This window comes from Variovorax sp. Varisp46 (assembly GCF_059491885.1).
Genome location: NZ_CP168515.1, coordinates 1998606 through 2016808, shown reverse-complemented (window position 1 = coordinate 2016808; position 18203 = coordinate 1998606). Strand labels below are relative to the sequence as shown.

The 18203-nt window shown below is 68.0% G+C and carries 17 protein-coding genes; 9 read left to right on the top strand and 8 right to left on the bottom strand.

The annotated features are described in order from the left end of the window. Positions 1-9 precede the first annotated feature (9 nt). Positions 10-1431 carry a sensor histidine kinase gene (locus ACEN9N_RS09470; protein WP_495655923.1) on the bottom strand — a complete coding sequence of 474 codons (1422 nt, stop codon included), beginning with the start codon at positions 1429-1431 and terminating at the stop codon, positions 10-12. Beyond that, positions 1424-2143: a response regulator transcription factor gene (locus tag ACEN9N_RS09465; RefSeq protein WP_495655922.1), complete on the bottom strand. Its 720-nt coding sequence runs from the start codon at positions 2141-2143 to the stop codon at positions 1424-1426. The genes ACEN9N_RS09470 and ACEN9N_RS09465 overlap by 8 nt, the downstream gene beginning before the upstream one ends. A 184-nt stretch (positions 2144-2327) precedes the next feature. Here ACEN9N_RS09465 and ACEN9N_RS09460 point away from each other — a divergent pair, with 184 nt between their 5' ends. From ACEN9N_RS09460 to ACEN9N_RS09440, 5 genes are read left to right on the top strand one after another with little or no spacing between them, the layout of a single operon-like run. Beyond that, positions 2328-3482, top strand: coding sequence for an efflux RND transporter periplasmic adaptor subunit (locus ACEN9N_RS09460; RefSeq protein ID WP_495655921.1), 1155 nt, complete (start codon positions 2328-2330; stop codon positions 3480-3482). Continuing rightward, positions 3475-6570: an efflux RND transporter permease subunit gene (locus ACEN9N_RS09455; protein WP_495655920.1), complete on the top strand. Its 3096-nt coding sequence runs from the start codon at positions 3475-3477 to the stop codon at positions 6568-6570. Before ACEN9N_RS09460 ends, ACEN9N_RS09455 begins: the two co-directional genes overlap by 8 nt. A gap of 16 nt (positions 6571-6586) precedes the next feature. Then, a complete protein-coding gene (locus tag ACEN9N_RS09450; protein WP_495655919.1) occupies positions 6587-8092 on the top strand; it encodes an efflux transporter outer membrane subunit in 1506 nt (501 codons plus the stop codon). Next, positions 8089-8469: a RidA family protein gene (locus tag ACEN9N_RS09445; RefSeq protein WP_007827674.1), complete on the top strand. Its 381-nt coding sequence runs from the start codon at positions 8089-8091 to the stop codon at positions 8467-8469. Before ACEN9N_RS09450 ends, ACEN9N_RS09445 begins: the two co-directional genes overlap by 4 nt. Beyond that, positions 8469-8834: a hypothetical protein gene (locus ACEN9N_RS09440; protein ID WP_007827672.1), complete on the top strand. Its 366-nt coding sequence runs from the start codon at positions 8469-8471 to the stop codon at positions 8832-8834. Before ACEN9N_RS09445 ends, ACEN9N_RS09440 begins: the two co-directional genes overlap by 1 nt. Here ACEN9N_RS09440 and ACEN9N_RS09435 read toward each other — a convergent pair. From ACEN9N_RS09435 to ACEN9N_RS09415, 5 genes are all read right to left on the bottom strand, one after another. Further along, complete coding sequence (locus tag ACEN9N_RS09435) at positions 8798-9871, bottom strand: patatin-like phospholipase domain-containing protein (RefSeq protein ID WP_478178947.1); 1074 nt, start codon at positions 9869-9871, stop codon at positions 8798-8800. The genes ACEN9N_RS09440 and ACEN9N_RS09435 overlap by 37 nt on opposite strands. A gap of 34 nt (positions 9872-9905) precedes the next feature. Beyond that, the gene (locus ACEN9N_RS09430; RefSeq protein WP_413311978.1) at positions 9906-12281 is read right to left on the bottom strand and encodes a Tex family protein; all 2376 of its coding nucleotides are present in this window, start codon (positions 12279-12281) and stop codon (positions 9906-9908) included. Positions 12282-12360: 79 nt separating this feature from the next. Then, entirely contained in the window at positions 12361-13329 is a 969-nt protein-coding gene (locus ACEN9N_RS09425) for a sensor histidine kinase (protein ID WP_413311979.1), read from the bottom strand. 8 nt (positions 13330-13337) lie between these two features. Then, a complete protein-coding gene (locus ACEN9N_RS09420; protein WP_495655918.1) occupies positions 13338-14132 on the bottom strand; it encodes a LuxR C-terminal-related transcriptional regulator in 795 nt (264 codons plus the stop codon). A 297-nt stretch (positions 14133-14429) separates the two neighbouring features. Then, positions 14430-14567 carry a hypothetical protein gene (locus tag ACEN9N_RS09415; RefSeq protein WP_495655917.1) on the bottom strand — a complete coding sequence of 46 codons (138 nt, stop codon included), beginning with the start codon at positions 14565-14567 and terminating at the stop codon, positions 14430-14432. An 80-nt stretch (positions 14568-14647) separates the two neighbouring features. Here ACEN9N_RS09415 and ACEN9N_RS09410 point away from each other — a divergent pair, with 80 nt between their 5' ends. From ACEN9N_RS09410 to ACEN9N_RS09395, 4 genes are read left to right on the top strand one after another with little or no spacing between them, the layout of a single operon-like run. Further along, positions 14648-15154, top strand: coding sequence for a hypothetical protein (locus tag ACEN9N_RS09410; protein ID WP_495655916.1), 507 nt, complete (start codon positions 14648-14650; stop codon positions 15152-15154). Between the two features lie 59 nt (positions 15155-15213). Then, positions 15214-15672: a GIY-YIG nuclease family protein gene (locus ACEN9N_RS09405; RefSeq protein ID WP_495655915.1), complete on the top strand. Its 459-nt coding sequence runs from the start codon at positions 15214-15216 to the stop codon at positions 15670-15672. A gap of 39 nt (positions 15673-15711) precedes the next feature. Continuing rightward, positions 15712-16287 (top strand): DUF2239 family protein, encoded by a 576-nt coding sequence (locus tag ACEN9N_RS09400; RefSeq protein ID WP_478178944.1) that lies wholly within the window; start codon positions 15712-15714, stop codon positions 16285-16287. Beyond that, positions 16284-17699, top strand: coding sequence for an MATE family efflux transporter (locus tag ACEN9N_RS09395; protein ID WP_495655914.1), 1416 nt, complete (start codon positions 16284-16286; stop codon positions 17697-17699). The genes ACEN9N_RS09400 and ACEN9N_RS09395 overlap by 4 nt, the downstream gene beginning before the upstream one ends. A gap of 17 nt (positions 17700-17716) precedes the next feature. On the opposite strand, the gene ACEN9N_RS09390 is transcribed toward ACEN9N_RS09395, so the two are convergent. After that, a complete protein-coding gene (locus tag ACEN9N_RS09390) occupies positions 17717-18193 on the bottom strand; it encodes a VOC family protein (RefSeq protein ID WP_495655913.1) in 477 nt (158 codons plus the stop codon). Between the last annotated feature and the right edge of the window lie 10 nt (positions 18194-18203).

The following is an 18203-nucleotide window of genomic DNA, read 5'->3' as shown; positions in this document are numbered from 1 at the left end:
CCCATCCGGTCAGGGTTTGCCCGGCACCACCAGCGGCAACCTCATGTCGAACCGCGCCCCGCCACCGCTCTCGTTCGCCGCCTCGATCCGCCCGCCATGCGCGTGCACCACAGCCTGCGAGAGCGCCAGCCCTAGCCCGAGGCCCGGTGTCTTCTCATCCGAGCGCGCCGTGGCGCCGCGGTAGAAGCGCTCGAAGAGGTGAGGCATTTCGTCGCCGCGTATGCCGGGGCCACTGTCGGCCACGCTGATGACGGCCTCGCTCGCCTCGGTGTCCGCCCGCAGGCTCACACGCACCGTGGTATCGGGCGGAGAGAACTTCAGGGCGTTGTCCAGCAGGTTGGCCAGCGCGAGGCTGGCCGCGCCACGGGCGAAGCGCGCGGCCACGGGCGAAGCGGGCGCCAGCGACAGGGCAAGGCGCCGCTCGCGCGCCAGTGGTTCAAGCCGCCTCAGGGCCTCTTCGGCGAGCTGATTCAGCGACACCGTTTCCACCGCGTCGCGCTCCTGGCCGGCGTCGAGGCGGGCCAGCACCAGCAGTTCCTCGACCAGCAGCGTGAGCGACTCGACCTCCTCCAGCGAAGAGCGCAGCGTTTCCACATACGCGGCCGGTTCGCGCGGCCTGCGCAGTGCCAGCTCGAGTTCGGTGCGCAGGCGCGACAGCGGCGAGCGCAGCTCGTGCGAGGCATCCGACGTGAAGCGCCGCTGCGCTTCCATGCCCTGCTCGATGCGCGCCAGCATGTCGTTGAGCGTGTCCACCAGCCGGCCGATCTCGTCGCGCGTGCCGGGGTGCGGCAGCCTTTCGCCGAGGTTCGCGTCGCCGATGCGGTGAGCCTGCCGCACCACGTCGTCGATGGCGCCGAAGGCACGCCGGGTGATGAGCGCGCCGGCGGCGCCCAGCGCCAGCAGCAGCGCACCGCCGAGGATGATGAACAGCGCGCTGGCCATGGCCACGGTGCGGTTCACGTCGTCCAGCGAGCCGGCCACCTGCACCGCGAGCACCGAGGCGCGGCCCGGCACGGGCACCGAGACCATGCGCGTGGGTTCCTCGCCGTAGCCGTCGAGCGTCTCGAACACGGTCTCGCCCGCCGCAAGCCGCTCGCGCAGCGCGGCCGGAATGGGTAGCTGCGCCTCGCCGAGGTTGCTGCTGCGCGCCAGCACACGGCCGTCGGCATCGACGATCTGCACCAGCCGGTCGAGCCGCACGAACGACGGTGCGCCCGGGCCCGGCGGAGCCTCGTGGACGATGACGGTGTCGCCCTCGCCGGCCGACAGCAGCATGCCCATCTCGGTCTCGGCCAGCGCCAGCAGCGCGGCGTCGAGCTCGCGGTGCACGTTGCGCGAGAACACGAGGTACGAGCCGAGGGCGGCGACCGCCATCACCACCACGATCACACTGACGTGCGCCAGCGCTAGCCGCTTTCGGAAGCTAAGCATGCGCGACGCTTCCGGCACCTGCGCCGTCGTCCGCCAGCGCCAGCCTGAAGCCGCGCCCGCGCACGGTCTGGATCAGCGGTGCGGCCGGCGGCGCATCGACCTTGCGGCGCAGGTTGCTGATGTGCACGTCGATCAGGTTGTCGATGGCGATCAGGTCGTCCTTCCACACCTGCTCGGCCAGGCGCGAGCGGCTGACCACCTCGCCCGCGTGGCGCAGCAGGATCTGCAGGATCGCGAACTCCTTGTGGGTCAGCTCCAGCACCATGCCGCCGCGCAGCACGCGCTGGCTCATCGGATCGAGGCTCAGGTCGGCCAGCGCAAGCACCATCGGGCGCACGAGCTCGGAGCGGCGCAGCAGCGCGCGCACGCGTGCCAGCAGCTCGTCGAAGGCGAAGGGCTTGGTCAGGTAGTCGTCGGCGCCGGTGTTGAGGCCGGCCACGCGGTCGCTGAGCGCATCGCGGGCGGTGAGCATGAGCACGGGCGTCTTGCAGCCGCGCTGGCGCAGGTCGCGGCACAGGGTGAGGCCGTCCTTTCCGGGCAGCATCCAGTCGAGCACGATCAGGTCGTAGGCGACGACGAACGCCTCCTCGTCGCCCTCCTCCGCCGTGTGCACCACGTCGACCACGAAGCCCTCTTCCTGCAGGCCCCGGGCCAGCAGCCGCGCGGCCTTGCGGTCGTCTTCGATCAGCAGAATTCTCATCGCGCGGATCATGCCGCGTGTTCCTGACTTCCGGCCAGCGGGGCCGCCGAAGGCCGATCCTGAAGATTTCTTCAGGATTTCTTGGGAGCTTCTTCAGGCGCCATTTCTTATGCTCCCCGGCAGGAGACGGGAGCGGATCGAGGGCATGGGAAGGCGTCCCGTGCACGGCGCGCCCGTCCCTCGACATCCGCATGCGATGAAGAAGAAATCCCTCTACCAAATGACTCCCGCGCGCATCGTCTTCGGCGTGATGACCTGCGCGGCCCTGTGCGTCGATTCCTTCGACAGCACCGCCCATGCAGCCACCCCGGTGGCCGCCGCCCCTGCGCCGATGCTGGTGCGCCAGGGCAACCGCCTGAGCGTGCCCGCCGGCTCGCCGCTGCGCGATCGCCTGCTGGTCGCCACGGTCGGCCAGGACACGCTGCCGCACGAGGTGAGCCTGCCCGCCACGCTGGAAGCCAATCCGGCCAATACCGCCAACATCCTGCCGCCGCTGACCGGCCGGCTGCTCGAGCTGAAGGTGCGCCTGGGCGACATCGTCAAGCGCGGCCAGGTGCTTGCGACGATGAGCTCGCCCGACCTCGCGCAGGCCGTGGCCGACGCGCAGAAGGCTCGCGACGCCCTCGACCTCGCGCAGCGCGCGCTGGTGCGCGCGCGCGGCGTGAACGAGGCAGGCTCCAACGCCGCGAAGGACGTTGAAGCCGCCAGCAGCAGCGTCGCCCAGCAGAAGGCCGAGCTCCAGCGCAGCGAGGCGCGCCTGCGCAGCCTGGGCGCGGACGCGAGCGGCGCCCAGGCCGGCCAGGTGCTGAAGATCGTCGCGCCGACGTCCGGCACGGTCACGGCGCTGAACGCGGCCGCCGGCTCCAGCCTGAACGACGCCAACGCGGTGCTGATGACGGTGTCGAACCTGGATTCGGTCTGGGTCACGGTCAACGTGCCCGAGGGCGTGGTCGGCACGGTCGCGCCTGGGCAGAACGTGGTGGTCACGCTGGCGGCCTACCCGGGGCGCAGCTTCACCGGCAAGGTGGCCTTCGTGAGCGCGGTGCTCGACGCGGACACGCGCCGCGCCCGCGCGCGCATCGTCTTCGCCAACCCCGACGGCATCTTCAAGCCCAACATGTACGCGACGGCCGTGCTGGGCGTGCCGCAGGGCGTGCAGCCGCAGGTGCCGGCATCGGCGCTGCTGATGAACAACGACAGCGTGAGCGTCTTCGTCGAGGCCGAGCCCTGGACCTTCGTGCGCCGCACGGTGGAGCTGGGCCGGGAAGACGGCGACAAGGTTCGCATCCGCAGCGGCCTGGCCGCCGGCGAGCGCGTGGTGGTCCGTGGCGGTGTGCTGCTGAATGATTAATCTCATCATCACCCAGTTCTTCCGCCGCAGGCACCTGGCCTGGGCGATGTCGGTGGCGCTCGTGCTCTTCGGCGCGTGGTCATGGACGCAGATGACGGTGGAGGCCTACCCCGACCTCGGCGACGTGAACGTGCAGGTGACCACGCAGGTCAACGGCCTGGCCGCCGAGGAGATCGAGCAGCAGATCACCACGCCGCTGGAGCGCGCGCTGAGCAACACGCCGGGGCTGGCCTCGATCCGCTCGAGCAGCACCTTCGGGCTGTCGCTGATCACGCTGACCTTCAAGGACGGCACCGACGACTACTTCGCGCGCCAGCGCGTGACCGAGCGCATCGGCCAGGTCAGCCTGTCCTCGGGCGCGCAGCCCAGCCTGGGGCCGGTGGCGGGGCCGGCCGGCGAGATCTACCGCTACACGCTGGAGTCGGACACGAAGAATCTGATGGAACTGTCGGAGCTGCAGCGCTGGAAGGTGATTCCCGCGCTCAAGCAGGTGGCGGGCGTGGTCGACATCAACAACTTCGGCGGCTTCACCCGCGAGTTCCAGCTGGAACTCGACCCGGCGCGCCTGCAGAAGTACGGGCTGGTGCTCAACGACGTGGTCACGGCCATCAACAACAACAGTGCCAACGCCGGCGGCGGGCGCATCGCGCGCGGCGACCAGAGCTATGTGGTGCGCGGCATCGGCCAGATCCGCACGCTGGACGACCTGGGCACGGTGGTGGTGGCGCAGAGCAATGGCTCGCCGGTGCAGGTGCGCGACCTGGGGCGGCTGCAGTTCGGCCACCAGGAGCGCGGCGGCATCCTGGGCAAGGACACCAATCCGGACACCATCGAGGGCATCGTGCTGATGCTCAAGTACGAGAACCCCTCGCGCGTGCTGGAGGGTGTGCACAAGAAGATCGACGAGCTGCAGGCCGAGCTCGCGCCCATGGGCGTGAAGATCGTGCCCTACATCGACCGCGACGACCTGGTGAAGCTCACCGTCGACAAGGTGACGCACACGGTGCTCGAAGGCATGGCGCTGGTGTGCTTCGTGCTCATTCTTTTCCTGGGCAGCCCGCGCAGTGCGGTGGTGGCTGCCGTGGCCATTCCGATGTCGCTGGTGACGGTGTTCATCGTGATGCACTTCACCCGCATGCCGGCCAACCTGTTCTCGCTGGGCGCGATCGACTTCGGCATCATCGTGGACGGCGCCATCGTGGTGATGGAGGCCATCCTGCGGCGCCGGGAAGAAGAACCGCACGCCACGCTCACCGAGGGCAACATCCTCGAGACGGTGAGCCACGTGTCGGGGCCGATCTTCTTCGCGACGCTGATCATCATCACGGCCTACTTCCCGCTCTTCGCCTTCGAGCGGGCCGAGGGCAAGCTGTTCAAGCCGATGGCCTTCACGGTCGGCTACGCGCTGGTGGGTGCCCTGCTCTGCGCGCTCACGCTCATTCCGAGCCTGGCCTACGTGGCGCTGCGCAAGCCGAGCAAGCCCTTCGTCAACAAGCCGCTGGTGTGGCTCACCGGTGCGTACCGGCGGGTGCTGGCGCGGCTGCTGGAGGTGCCGGCCATCGCCTACGGGCTGAGCGTGGCGGCGTTGGCCGCGGTGGTGGTGCTGGGAGCCACGGCCGGGCGCGAATTTTTGCCCGACATCGACGAAGGGGCGTTGTGGCTGCAGGTGCAGCTGCCCTCGGGCCTGTCGCTGGACAAGGCCAGCGAGATGGCGACCGAGCTGCGGCACGTGCTGCTCGAATACCCGGAAGTCTCGTACGTCGTGACGCAGCTGGGCCGCAACGACGACGGCACCGACCCGTGGACGCCCTCGCACATGGAGGTTCCGGTGGGCCTCAAGCCTTATGGCGAGTGGCCGGCCGGGGTGAAGAAGGCCGACTTCGTGCGCACCCTGACCGAGCGCTTCGCGCGCATGCCGGGCTTCGACGTGGGCATCAGCCAGCCCATCATCGACGGCGTGAACGACGCCGTGGGCGGCGCGCATAGTCCGCTCGTGCTGCGCATCTACGGCGACGACCTGAAGGAAAGCCGGCGCATCGGCAACCAGATCGTCGACCTGCTCGAAACGGTGCGCGGCACGGCCTCGGCGTCGCTGTTCCAGGAGCCGCCGATTCCGCAAGTGGTGATCCAGCTCAACCGCGAGGCGGCGGCGCGCTTCGGCGTGAACGCGAACGACGTGGCCAGCCTGATCCAGACCGGCATCGGCGGCGCGCCCGTCATCACCGTGTACTCGGGCAACCGCACCTACAACGTGTCGGTGAAGATGCCCAAAAGCGCCAAGGGCAACACCGAGGCCATCGGCTCGCTGCTGCTCAACAGCTCCAGCGGGGTCAAGGTGCCGCTCGCGCAGGTGGCCGACATCCGCCTGCAGACCGGCGAAAGCACGATCTCGCACGAGATGAACGAGCGCCAGATCACGGTGCGCGTGGACAACCGCGACCGCGATCTCGCCTCCTACCTCGACGAGGCACGCGAGCGCATCGCGAAGGAAGTGAAGTTCGACCCCACGAAGTTCCGCCTGCAATGGGCCGGCCAGTTCGAGAACCAGCAGCGCGCGCAGGCCCGGCTGAGCGTGTCGCTGGCCATCGTGGTGAGCATCATGGCGGTGCTGCTGTTCTTCCAGTTCGGGAAGATCCGGCAGGTGGCGCTGATCCTCGGCGTGGTGCCTATGGCCACGCTGGGCGGGCTGATCGCGGTGCACGTGGCGGGAGAAACGCTCAACGTGGCAACGGCCGTGGGCTTCATCGCGCTCTTCGGTGTCTCGATACAGAACGGGATCATCATGGTCGCGAACTTCCGCCGCGTGCGCGGCGAAGGTCTGGAGCTGCAGGCCTCGGTGCTCGAAGGCGCGACCGAGCGGCTGCGGCCGGTGCTGATGACGGCCACAGTGGCGTCGGTGGGAATGCTGCCCGCCGCACTTGCCACCGGCGTCGGCACCGACGTGCAGCGCGGGCTGGCCACGGTGGTGGTCGGCGGGCTGGTGGTGTCGACGCTGCTGACGCTCTTCATCCTGCCCACGCTGTATTTCGCGATGGAACGCGTGTTCGAACGCAAGGGCTGGGGCACCCGCTCGCGGCGCGACCGCTAGGAAAGCAGAACAAGCAATGACGAAGAAGAAGACAAACCTGGCGACGCCCGTGGCGGCCGGCATCGCGGCAATGCTGCTGGCCGGCTGCGCGGTCGGCCCCGACTACGCCCGCCCGCAGCTGAACCTGCCCGAGCAATACACGCCCGCGCCACCTGCAAGCAAGGAAGCCGAAGGCGTGCCGCTGGCGCGCCTGTCGCCCGAGCTGGACGTGCCGGCCCAGTGGTGGCAGGCCTTCCGCAGCGAGCCGCTGAACGCGCTGGTCACGCAGAGCCTTGCGGGCAACCCGACCATCGAGGCGGCCGACGCCGCCCTGCGCGCGGCGCAGGAGAACGAAGCCGCCGATCGTGCCGCCTTCTGGCCCAGCGTGGCGCTGGGCTACGCGCCCACGCGACAGCGCGTGGCCAGCGCGGTGGCGAGCCCGGTGTCGTCCAACGCGAACCTGTACACGCTGCACACGGCGCAGGTGACGGTGTCGTACACGCCCGACGTGTTCGGCGCCACCCGCAGGCAGGTGGAAGGAGCAGAGGCCGGAACCGAGCTGCAGCGCTTCCAGAGCCTGGCCGCGAAGCTCACGTTGAGCAGCAATGTGGTGACCGCCGCGATCACGGAAGCTTCGCTGCGCGCACAGCAGGCCGCCACGCTGACCATCATCGCGGGCCAGAAGGAGGTGCTGCAGGCCTATCGCAAGCAACTGACGCTGGGCCAGGTTGCGCCGGCCGACGTCGACGCGCAGGAAGCCGCGCTGGCCGCCACCGAGGCCACGCTGCCGCCGCTGGACCGGCAACTGGCGCAGCAGCGCAACCTGCTGGCCACGCTGGCGGGCCGCTTCCCGAGCCAGGGCGTGGAGGCGCGGTTCGATCTGGATGCGCTGCAGCTGCCGACGGAACTGCCGCTGACCCTTCCTTCCAGCCTGGTCGAGCACCGCCCCGACGTGCGCGCGGCCGAGGCGCAGCTGCAGGCCGCCAGCGCCGCCATCGGCGTGGCGGTCGCGGCGCGGCTGCCGAACGTGACGCTGGGCGTGAACTCGTACGGCTCCTCGGCTTACAGGCTGGCGGACCTGTTCAAGTCGTCATCGCTCTTCTGGACGGTGGCCGCGAGCGTGACACAGCCCATCTTCGACGGCGGCGCGCTCAAGCACCGCGAGGCAGCCGCGCGCGCCTCCTTCGACCAGGCAGCCGCGCAGTATCGCGCGACGGTGCTCGCCGCCTTCCAGGACGTGGCGAACACCCTCGAAGCCATCGATGCAGACACGCGCGCGCTCCAGGCGGCGGTGAAGGCAGAGCGCACGGCTTCGCAGAGCCTGGCGCGCACGCAGGCGCAGGTGCGGCTGGGCGATGCCAGCCCGCTGTCGCTGCGCATTGCCCAGCAGGCCCAGCAGCAGGCACTGCTGAATCTCGTGCAGGCCCGCGCGCTGCGGCTGACCGATGCGGCCGCCCTCTTCCAGGCGCTGGGCGGCGGCTGGTGGAATGCGCCACAACCTGCCATCGTCTCGTCTTCTTCCATTTCTCCCGCATCGCCATGAACATCATCCGCCACGACATGGGCCCCCGCTTCAGCGAGATGGTGACCGTCGACCTGGGCGCTGCGCGCCTGCTGTACCTCTCCGGCCAGGTGGCCGAGAACCCTTCGCTCGACATCACCGGGCAGATGCGCGAGATCCTGCGCCACATCGATCGCCTGCTAGCCACCCAGGGCGCGACCAAGCAGGACCTGGTGAGCGTGACGATCTACCTGCGCACCGTGGGCGACTACGCCGCGATGAACTCGGTGTGGGACGAATGGGTGCCCGCCGGCCACACGCCCGCGCGCGCCACGGTGGGGGCGAAGCTGATCGACTCCGAGTACCGCGTCGAGATCCAGGCCACGGCGGCCATCACCGCGATGGGGCCGACGCCGTGATGCGCACGGTCGTTCTTTGGGGGCTGATGCTGGGCGGCTGCTCGGCCTTCGATGCGCATTCCTTCGACCGTTCCGCCGGCTGGCGGGCCGCGCAGGTCGTCAGCGTCGGGCGCACGAGCGATCTGGCAGCCACTGCCGATCGCGATTGCGGTGCAGACGGCGGTGCCGCGACACCCTACGCCGTCGTGCGCTACCGCTACGGCGGCGTGCACACGCGCTCGGTAGGCACGGGGCGATGGCCTCAAGGCGCCGAACTCAAGGTCGGCGATGCGGTGGAAGTGAACATCCTCGACTGCGCGGCACCCTTGGCACTGCTGGCGCCGGTGGGTCAGAGCGGCAGCAGCTCGGGCACGCCGTCGCGCTGAAGCCAGCCCTCGAACTCGTCGGACAGCCGCCGCGCTTCGCGCGTGGCACGGCCCCACGCGGCGATGCGTGCCTGCGCGTCGTTCGCGAAGTGGATGAAGTCCTTGCGATCGGGCAGCTTGCCGTTGGGCAGCGAGCGCACCCAATCGGGGTCGGGCGCTAGCAACACCATGCGGTCGAGGAAGCCGCTGGCCTTGTGGCGCCAGCGCAGCCCCTTGTCGAGCCAGCCCGGCACCACCGCCTGCTGGAAATGCGGATACAGCACGATGCCCTCGTCGGCCGGCTGGTAGTCCAGGTGCAGGTGGTAGTCGGTGATGCCGCCGTCCCAGTAGGCACCGCGCGGCGCGCCGGGAATGTCGTGCACCGCCGCCAGCAGGAACGGAATGGAGCACGAGGCCTGCAGCACCATGTTGAAGTTGGCCTCGCTCAGTGCATGCTGGCGCGTGCGGAAGTCGCGCGTACCGAAGGGTAAGGAGGCGCCGGGCGTGGAGAACACGCAGCGCTCCAGCCACGCGCCCAGGCTCCTGCGGTGCAGGCTGTTGGTCGCGAAGGCGCCCAGGTAGCCGACAGGAGTGCGCGCCCTGCCCTCGCGCCCGAGGATGTGGCGTCCGCGCGAAGTCACCACGTGCAGGCGGTAACGCGGATGGTTCAGCACCTCGCCGATGCGCCCGCCATAGAAGTCTTCGAGGCTCTGGGCGAACTTGTCGCTGAGCTGGCGCGGGCTGAGCCGCTTCTGTCCCGGCGGCACCTCGAACTGCTGGTGCACGTAGTCGTGCTCGAAGCGTTCGAAAGCGGTGTCAGGGTCGGCCAGGCAGGCCGTCGACAGCCGCCACGCGCCGATGGAGGCGCCCACCAGATGCACCTGCTGGCTCGACTGCGTGAGCCAGCGCCCGAAGATGAAGCGGTCGAGCGGCCCGAGGATCAGCCCCTTGGGACCGCCTGCCGCGCCGGGGATGGTGCGCACGTCCTGCGAGCGCAGGCCGTGCCGTTCGATGTGCTTGCGGGCCGCGGGGCCGGCGTAGATGCGCAGGGCTTTCATGCCGGATGCTTCCGCAAGAACCGTGCGTTGCCGACTACTTGCGCAACCCCTGCAGCTTGGCAAACGCGCTCGCCATCTGCCCCGCCGGCTGCGGCGAGTTGTCGCGCCGGCCTTGCTGCTGCTGGCCGCGCCCTGCCCCTTCGAAACGGTTGTCGCGCGGGCCGTCACGGCGCGCGGGCGCTGCATCGAGCTTCATCGACAGGCCGATGCGCTTGCGCGCCACGTCCACTTCCATCACCTTGACCTTGACGATGTCGCCGGTCTTGACGACTTCGCGCGCGTCGTTCACGAACTTGTGGCTCAGCTGGCTGACGTGGACCAGGCCGTCCTGGTGCACGCCGAGGTCGACGAAGGCGCCGAACTGCGCCACGTTGCTCACGGTGCCCTCGAGGATCATGCCCTCGGCCAGGTCCGAGATGTCATCCACGCCGTCGTTGAAACGCGCCACCTTGAAGTCGGGGCGCGGGTCGCGGCCCGGCTTCTCGAGTTCGCCCAGGATGTCCTTGACCGTGATGACGCCGAATTTCTCGTTGGCGAACAGCTCGGGCTTGAGCGTCTTGAGCATGTCGGCGCGGCCCATCAGCTCGGCAATCGGCTTGCCGGTCTTCACGATGATCTGCTCGACCAATGGATAGGTTTCCGGGTGCACGCCGGTGATGTCCAGCGGGTCGGTGCCGCCGCGGATGCGCAGGAAGCCCGCGCTCTGCTCGAAGGCCTTGGGGCCGAAGCCGGTCACGTCGAGCAGTTGCTTGCGGGTGGAGAACGCACCATTGGCCTCGCGCCAGCGCACCACGGCCTTGGCCACGCTGCCCGACAGGCCCGAAACGCGCGACAGCAGCGGCACGCTGGCCGTGTTCAGATCCACGCCCACCGAGTTCACGCAGTCTTCGACCACGGCCTGCAGCGTGCGTGCAAGTTCGCTCTGGTTCACGTCGTGCTGGTACTGGCCCACGCCGATGCTCTTGGGATCGATCTTCACGAGTTCGGCCAGCGGGTCTTGCAAACGTCGCGCGATGGAGGCTGCGCCGCGCAGGCTCACGTCGACATCGGGCATTTCCTGCGAGGCGAATTCGCTGGCGGAATACACCGAAGCGCCCGCCTCGCTCACCACGACCTTCTCGACCTTGATTTCCGGCGCGCCGGCCTGCGCGGCCATCTTGGCGAGCAGCTTGATGAGGTCGGCGGCCAGCTTGTCGGTTTCGCGGCTGGCGGTGCCATTGCCGATGGCGATCAGGTTCACGCCGTGCTTGGCGCACAGCTTGCCCAGCGTGTGCAGCGAGCCTTCCCAGTCCTTGCGCGGCTCGTGCGGGAACACGGTGGCGGTCTCGACCAGCTTGCCGGTGGAATCGACCACGGCCACCTTCACGCCGGTGCGGATGCCAGGGTCGAGGCCCATCACGACACGCGGTCCGGCCGGCGCAGCCAGCAGCAGGTCGCGCAGGTTGTCGGCAAACACCTTGATGGCGACCTTCTCCGCGTCTTCGCGCAGGCGGGTGAACAGGTCACGCTCGGTCGACAGCGCCAGCTTCACGCGCCAGGTCCAGGCCACGCACTTGCGCAGCAGGTCGTCCGACGGGCGGCCCGCATGGCTCCAGCCCAGGTGCAAGGCGATGCGGCCTTCGGCGATGCTCGGCTTGCCCGGTTCGGGCTCGACCGGCAGCACCAGCTTTGCATCGAGGATGTCGAGCGCGCGGCCGCGGAAGACGGCCAGCGCGCGGTGCGATGGCACACGGCCAATGGGCTCGTCGTACTCGAAATAGTCGCGGAACTTGGCGACGTCGGCGTTGTTCTCGTCCTTGCCGGCCATCAGGCTGGACTTGAGCAGGCCTTCGTTCCAGAGCCATTCGCGCAGGCCCTGGACCAGAGCAGCGTCTTCGGCCCAGCGCTCGGAAAGAATGTCGCGCACGCCGTCGAGCACGAGCGGCACGGTGGAGAAATCGGGGCCCGGCTTGCCGTCGTCCAGCGTGGTGGCGGGCTGCAGGAAGGCCTTGGCTTCCACGGCCGGGTCCAGCATGGGGTCGGCCAGCAGCTTGTCGGCCAGCGGCTCGATGCCGAATTCGCGGGCGATCTGGCCCTTGGTGCGGCGCTTCTGCTTGAACGGCAGGTACAGGTCTTCGAGCTCCTGCTTGGTGGGTGCGAATTCGATCGCGGCGCGCAGTTCGGGGGTCAGCTTGCCCTGCTCGTCGATGGCCTTGAGAACGGCGCCGCGGCGGTCTTCAAGTTCGCGCAGGTAGGAAAGGCGAGCTTCCAGCTCTCGCAGCTGCACGTCGTCGAGGCCGTCTGTGACCTCCTTGCGGTAGCGGGCGATGAATGGAACCGTGGCGCCCCCGTCGAGCAGTTCGACGGCGGCCTTCACCTGGTTCTCGCCGACCTTGATCTCGGCGGCGAGCTGGCGAATGATTTTCTGCATGCTTGAGCGCGTCCCTGGCAAAGCGCGGAAGTTTGCCATAGGCGCTCGGTGCCCGGCCGGGGCCGTCCGGCGGGTCGCGTTACAGCATGCTTTCCGCTTCGGTCCGGGTGCCGGCCTGCGCCCGGCTTGGAACCACCAGTTGCACACACAGTCCACGGGGCACGATATTCGCCAGCGTCAGTTTGCCGCCAATGGCGTCGGCCCGCGTGCGCATGCTGCGCAGGCCCTTGCCCATCGAGGCGGAAGAGGCACTGCGGGCAGCCCCCAGGCCGCGGCCATCGTCGTGCACCTCCAGCACCAGCCCTTGCGGGTGGGCCTGGATGCCGAAGCGCAGTTCGACCCGGGTCGCACGGGCGTGCCGCAGCGCATTGGACAGCGCTTCCTGCGCCACCCGGCAGATCTGCATGGCGGTTTCGGGCGGCACCGAATGGGTTTGTGTCTCGCTCGAGATGTTCCATACCAGCGCGATGCCCAGCCGGTCGAATGCGGGCTGCAGCCGGTAGCGCAGATGGGCCAGCCGCTCGACGACGGTGGCGGAGGTCTGGTCGTCGAGGTCGTCCACCGTCATCTGGAGTTCGAGCAGGCAGGTTTGCAGGGCCATCGACAGGCTGCCTGGGCCGGTGAACCGGGGGTCCTGGCTGGCCAGCAGCGCTACCAGCCGCGAGCCGACCCCGTCGTGCAGGTCATGGGCGATGCGCCGCCGCTCGGTCATCACCTCCTGCGAGGGCCCGTGGCTTTCCGCGCGGTGCCGGGAAACGAGCCAGATGCCGATGACCGTGGCAAGCACCCCCAGGTTCAGCGCCTGCATTGCCCAAAATGTGAATGGCATGTCATTCCCCATCAAGTTGGCGGCCGATGCAGCCCGGATCACCTGCGCGGTCACGGGGGTCAGATGCAGCGCCGCCGCCAGGCCAGCCCACATCAGCAACCGCCTGCGCGAGATGCGCAAGCGCAGCCACATCAACAGCACGCCCCACGAGCCGATCGACAACCACACGAACTGGTCTTCCAGAAAGTGCGGTAAATGAAGGACCTGCGGCGAGAGCATGGCATGGCCTACAGGAGCCCCCGGTGGGAGGCAAAGCTCACGGCCTGCGCGCGGGTATGGGCGTGCAGCTTGCGGTAGATGTTTTTCACATGCGCATTTACCGTCTGGGCGCTGATGGTGAGCTGCAGCGCGATCTCTTCGGTTACGTAGCCCGTCGCCACAAGTCGTAACACTTCGCGCTCGCGCGTGGATAACGTCGCCTTGCTCTCCGGTGGACGTACCGGGTTCACGTTGGAACGCTTGTGATCGAGGTGCACGAGCAGCCGCCGCGCCAGCCGGGGGGTGATGGCGGCTCCGCCGTTCACCACCTGCAGCACGGCCTGGGCATAGCTCTGGAACCACGCGTTCTTGACCAGGTAGCCGGAGGCGCCAAGCTCGAAGGCGTGCAGCACCTGGGGTTCGTCCTCGAGCGCCGAGATGACGATGATCTCCGCCGCGCTGCGATGCCGCTTGGCCTCTTCGATGAGCTCGAATCCACTCCCGTCACCGAGGCGGATGTCGACCATCAGCACATCGAACTCATGCTGCATCAGCAATCGTCGCCCTTCGCGCAGCGTGCCGGCCTGCCCCTCGAGCTGGATGCGCAGGTCGCCCAGCAATTCCTGGGCGATGACGCGACGCACGAAGGGGTCGTCGTCCACCAGCAGGACGCGCACGGGTTTGGTGTGCTGTCCGGTAAGGAAATCGGGCCACGGGAGCGTGTCGGCGGACGGCGCGAGCAGCCCGCCAAACTGACCGGGGTTGGCATAGTGCCTAGCCCCATTCCCTGTTTCCGTCAACGAAATGTCGAGATCGCTTTCCATTCCAGCCCCTTTGTGACAATTAATGCACTTTGTTCGTGTCGAAAAGTTAATCCATTTCTACTCAGATTTTGAGTTTCGGCTTTTTTGATTACTTTGGTTGCATCTTGTTTCCATTGATTTTCGATGTCAACTGAAAGTTGTAATTTCCATGTTGGCGTCGCGTGAAAGGACGCCTTCCGATGCCAGCGGAGAGGGAGCAAACCACTACTTTCGTCATAGCCTTGCACTACCCAGCATGAGACATCTTTTGGCTGGTTTCCCGTCCCGGAAACTGCGCTCCGGTCATGGCGAAAGCATCTAAACCGCGCCGCTGCCCGAGCCAAGGCCGGATCGTCCGGTGATCGAGCGGGCGGCGCGGTCAGCTTCGCGGGACTTCGGATCGGCGGGCGCGACGGCAAGCGGTTCGGCGATCACGCAGGGCCAGGTAACCAGCATGGCCGCGACAACCGGCAACGGCCTTGCAACAGGCGGAGCGTTCCCGTGGCCGAGGGCACGCGCTGCCTTACCCTTCGCGGATGACCTCATTCGCCCGTGCACTGCGCGCACTGCTCCGCGCCATCGGTATCGTGCTCGTCGTTCCCGTGCTGCTCTTCGAGGAGTGGGGCTGGGAGCCACTGGCCGCGCTCGCCGCGCGGCTGTCCCGCCTGCCCTTCTGGGCAGCGCTCGAAGAACGGCTGCGCCGCCTGCCGCCCTGGGGCGCAGTGCTGGCTTTCTTCGTGCCGGTTGTGCTGCTGCTGCCGGTAAAGGTACTGGCGCTCTTTCTCTTCAGCCGCGGGCACGCGGCCAGCGCCCTCACCGTGCTCGTGCTGGCCAAGCTGGTAGGCACGGCTATCGTCGCGCGGATCTTCCAGCTGGTCGAAGGGCCGTTGATGCGCATTCCGTGGTTCGCCCGCTGGTATCCGCGATGGAAGGCATGGAAAGACCATGTGCTCACCCTCGTTCGCCAGAGCCGGCCCTGGCGTGTGGTGCGGGCGCTGAATCGGCGCATCTCGCGTGGCTGGCGTCGGCTTAGGGAAGGTTGAGTAGTTATTTTTACCCGGGTATATTGCGGTCTTCATTTAACCCGGGTAATATTTAGAGCATGAACCTCTCAGCAGAAAGCCGGCGAGCCATCTCCCGCCAGTACAAGGAAAGCGCGCGCCCGGCCGGCGTATTCGTCATCCGCAACAGGTTGACCGGCCGGGCCTATGTGGCCGGCAGCCTCGACGTCGAAGGCGCCATGAACCGCGCCCGCTTCGAGCTGAACATGCACTCGCACCGCAACAAGGCGCTTGGGCAGGACTGGATCGCGCACGGCGCCGATCAGTTCACCTTCGAGGTGATCGACCGGGTCAAGGAAAGCGAAGACTCGGCCTTCGACCGCGCGGTGGAACTCGAGAAACTCCTCGCGCTCTGGCGCGAAGAACTCCAGTGCGACGGCGACAAGGGCTACAACACGCCATCCGCCCCTGCGGCCGAAAAAAGCCTGCCGCAAATCACGCCGCGCTTCTTGCGCTTTGCCTCGACGACACACCAAACGCCTGAGCCGTTCAACGGGTAGATTACGCACCTCGTTTCGAACGGACCGGAAGAAAGAACAATGCCCTCCGACACGCCACCCACCAACCTGATCGTTTTTGCCGGTTTCAAGTGCATTGCCCAGGGAAGCACCGCCGACGTGCTCGCGCAGTTGCGCGAGCGCAAGGACGACACGCCCTACCTCGTGTTCGACGAGCAGACCGGCGAGCCGCTCGACTTCGACGTGCACAACCGGGCCGGCCTCGTGCCGCACGCCGCCGGTACAGAGGCCCATGAAGACACGCCCCGCGGCGTAGGCCGCCCGAAGCTGGGCGTGGTCGCGCGCGAAGTCACCCTGCTTCCGCGCCACTGGGACTGGCTCAACCGCCAGCCCGGCGGCGCATCGGTCGCGCTGCGGCGCCTGGTGCAGGAGGCTAGCCGCGTCAACGCCGACCGCGACGCCGTGCGCGCTTCGCGCGAGGCCACCTATCGCTTCATGACCGCGATTGCCGGCGCCCTGCCCGGTTTCGAGGAAGCCACGCGCGCGCTGTTCGCCGGCGAGCGCAATCGCTTCGAAGGACTCATCGACGCCTGGCCCGTGGACCTGCGCTCCCATCTTCAAAAATTGTCAGCCGCCGGCTGGAGCACCCCCGCATGAGAGCAACCCCCGAGACTTCCGCAACCGGTCGCAGCGGCCTTCAGGGCGTGCCCGTGGCGCCCGTGGGCGCAACGCGTCCGTTGTGGAAGGTCTTTCTTTTCTTCCTCGCGCCGATGCTGCTCAGCAACATCCTGCAATCGCTCTCGGGCACGCTCAACAACGTCTACGTGGGGCAGATGCTCGGCGTGGGCGCGCTGGCGGCCGTGTCTAGCTTCTTCCCGGTGATGTTCTTCTTCATTGCCTTCATCATCGGCCTGGGCGCGGGCGCCTCGGTGCTCATTGGCCAGGCCTGGGGCGCGCGCGACGTGGCCAAGGCCAAGGCCGTGGCCGGCACCACGCTCACTGTGGGCGTGCTCATGGGCCTGGTGATCGCAGTGTTCGGCGGCGCCTTCACCACGCCGATGCTGGCCGCACTGGGCACGCCGCCCGATGTGCTGGCCGACTCCACGCGCTACGCCCGCATCATGCTGATCGCGATGCCGGGCGTGTTCGTGTTCCTGCTCGCCACGGCCATGCTGCGCGGCGTGGGCGACACCGTCACGCCGCTGCTCACGCTGGTGATCTCGACGCTGATCGGGCTGGTGGTCACGCCCGCGCTCATCCGCGGCTGGGGCGGCCTGCCGCAGCTTGGCGTGGCCAGCGGTGCGTGGGCCTCGGTGCTGTCCTTCGCGGTGGCGACCACCTGGCTCGGCTTCCGGCTGCACAGCCGCAAGAGCCCGCTCGCGCCCGACGCAGCATTCGTGCGCAACCTGCGCATCCAGCCGCACCTGCTGAAGGCGGTGCTGAAGATCGGCGTACCCACGGGCGTGCAGATGATCGTGGTCGCCCTGGCCGAGGTGGTGCTGCTGTCGATGGTCAACAGCTACGGCTCGAGCGCCACAGCGGCCTACGGCGCGGTGAACCAGGTGGTGGCGTACGTGCAGTTCCCGGCCATCTCGATCGCCATCGCCGCGTCGATCCTCGGCGCGCAGGCCATCGGAGCGGGCCGCGCCGACCGGCTCGGCGCCATCGCCAAGACGGCGCTGCTGATGAATCTCGTGCTGACCGGCGGCCTCGTGCTGCTGGGCTACCTGTTCTCGCGCCACCTGATGGCCTTCTTCATCACCAGCGCGCCGGTGCTCGAGATCGCACAGACGCTGCTGCACATCATGCTGTGGAGCCTGGTGGTCTTCGGCATGGCCGCGGCGCTGTCGGGGATCATGCGCGCCAGCGGCTCGGTGCTGGTGCCTACGTTGATCTCCATCCTCTGCATCCTCGGAATAGAAGTGCCGGTGGCCTGGCTCATGAGCCATCGCATCGGCCTGAACGGCATCTGGATCGCCTACCCGGTGACCTTCGGCGCGATGCTGCTGCTGCAGACCGCGTACTACCAGCTGGTGTGGCGCAAGAAGGGAATCCGCCGGCTGGTATAGCCGCCGCCGGCGGCGGATCACTCCCCGTCGAAGGCCCTCTGCACCGTGGCGATGTCGAGCTTGACCATCTTCATCATCGCCTGCATTGCGCGGGCCGCCTTGGCCGGGTCCTTGTCCTGGAACATGCGGATCATCGGCATGGGCGCGACCTGCCAGGACACGCCGTAGCGGTCGGTGAGCCAGCCACATTGCACCGGCTGGCCGCCGCCTTCGAGCAGCTTGTCCCAGTAGTAGTCGACCTCGGCCTGGGTCTCGCATTTCACGAGCATCGAGATGGCGGGGGTGAACTTGTACTCCGGCCCTCCGTTGAGCACCATGAACTCCTGCCCTTCGAGTTCGAAGGTTGCGGTGAGCACCGAGCCCTTCTTGGCGGGGTTGACGTCGCCCCAGAGCAGCTTGTCGGTCACGCGCGAGTTCGGAAAGATCGCGGTGTAGAAATTCAGCGCGTCTTCGCCGTTGCCATCGAACCAGAGGCAGGGAACGATCTTTTGCATGGGATCTCCT

What these genes read in the sequence shown, in the direction of transcription:
- ACEN9N_RS09470 (WP_495655923.1), bottom strand. Translation starts at nt 1,431, where the DNA reads ATGCTTAGCTTCCGAAAGCGGCTAGCGCTGGCGCACGTCAGTGTGATC.
- ACEN9N_RS09465 (WP_495655922.1), bottom strand. Translation starts at nt 2,143, where the DNA reads ATGATCCGCGCGATGAGAATTCTGCTGATCGAAGACGACCGCAAGGCC.
- ACEN9N_RS09460 (WP_495655921.1), top strand. Translation starts at nt 2,328, where the DNA reads ATGAAGAAGAAATCCCTCTACCAAATGACTCCCGCGCGCATCGTCTTC.
- ACEN9N_RS09455 (WP_495655920.1), top strand. Translation starts at nt 3,475, where the DNA reads ATGATTAATCTCATCATCACCCAGTTCTTCCGCCGCAGGCACCTGGCC.
- ACEN9N_RS09450 (WP_495655919.1), top strand. Translation starts at nt 6,587, where the DNA reads ATGACGAAGAAGAAGACAAACCTGGCGACGCCCGTGGCGGCCGGCATC.
- ACEN9N_RS09445 (WP_007827674.1), top strand. Translation starts at nt 8,089, where the DNA reads ATGAACATCATCCGCCACGACATGGGCCCCCGCTTCAGCGAGATGGTG.
- ACEN9N_RS09440 (WP_007827672.1), top strand. Translation starts at nt 8,469, where the DNA reads ATGCGCACGGTCGTTCTTTGGGGGCTGATGCTGGGCGGCTGCTCGGCC.
- ACEN9N_RS09435 (WP_478178947.1), bottom strand. Translation starts at nt 9,871, where the DNA reads ATGAAAGCCCTGCGCATCTACGCCGGCCCCGCGGCCCGCAAGCACATC.
- ACEN9N_RS09430 (WP_413311978.1), bottom strand. Translation starts at nt 12,281, where the DNA reads ATGCAGAAAATCATTCGCCAGCTCGCCGCCGAGATCAAGGTCGGCGAG.
- ACEN9N_RS09425 (WP_413311979.1), bottom strand. Translation starts at nt 13,329, where the DNA reads ATGCTCTCGCCGCAGGTCCTTCATTTACCGCACTTTCTGGAAGACCAG.
- ACEN9N_RS09420 (WP_495655918.1), bottom strand. Translation starts at nt 14,132, where the DNA reads ATGGAAAGCGATCTCGACATTTCGTTGACGGAAACAGGGAATGGGGCT.
- ACEN9N_RS09415 (WP_495655917.1), bottom strand. Translation starts at nt 14,567, where the DNA reads ATGCTGGTTACCTGGCCCTGCGTGATCGCCGAACCGCTTGCCGTCGCG.
- ACEN9N_RS09410 (WP_495655916.1), top strand. Translation starts at nt 14,648, where the DNA reads ATGACCTCATTCGCCCGTGCACTGCGCGCACTGCTCCGCGCCATCGGT.
- ACEN9N_RS09405 (WP_495655915.1), top strand. Translation starts at nt 15,214, where the DNA reads ATGAACCTCTCAGCAGAAAGCCGGCGAGCCATCTCCCGCCAGTACAAG.
- ACEN9N_RS09400 (WP_478178944.1), top strand. Translation starts at nt 15,712, where the DNA reads ATGCCCTCCGACACGCCACCCACCAACCTGATCGTTTTTGCCGGTTTC.
- ACEN9N_RS09395 (WP_495655914.1), top strand. Translation starts at nt 16,284, where the DNA reads ATGAGAGCAACCCCCGAGACTTCCGCAACCGGTCGCAGCGGCCTTCAG.
- ACEN9N_RS09390 (WP_495655913.1), bottom strand. Translation starts at nt 18,193, where the DNA reads ATGCAAAAGATCGTTCCCTGCCTCTGGTTCGATGGCAACGGCGAAGAC.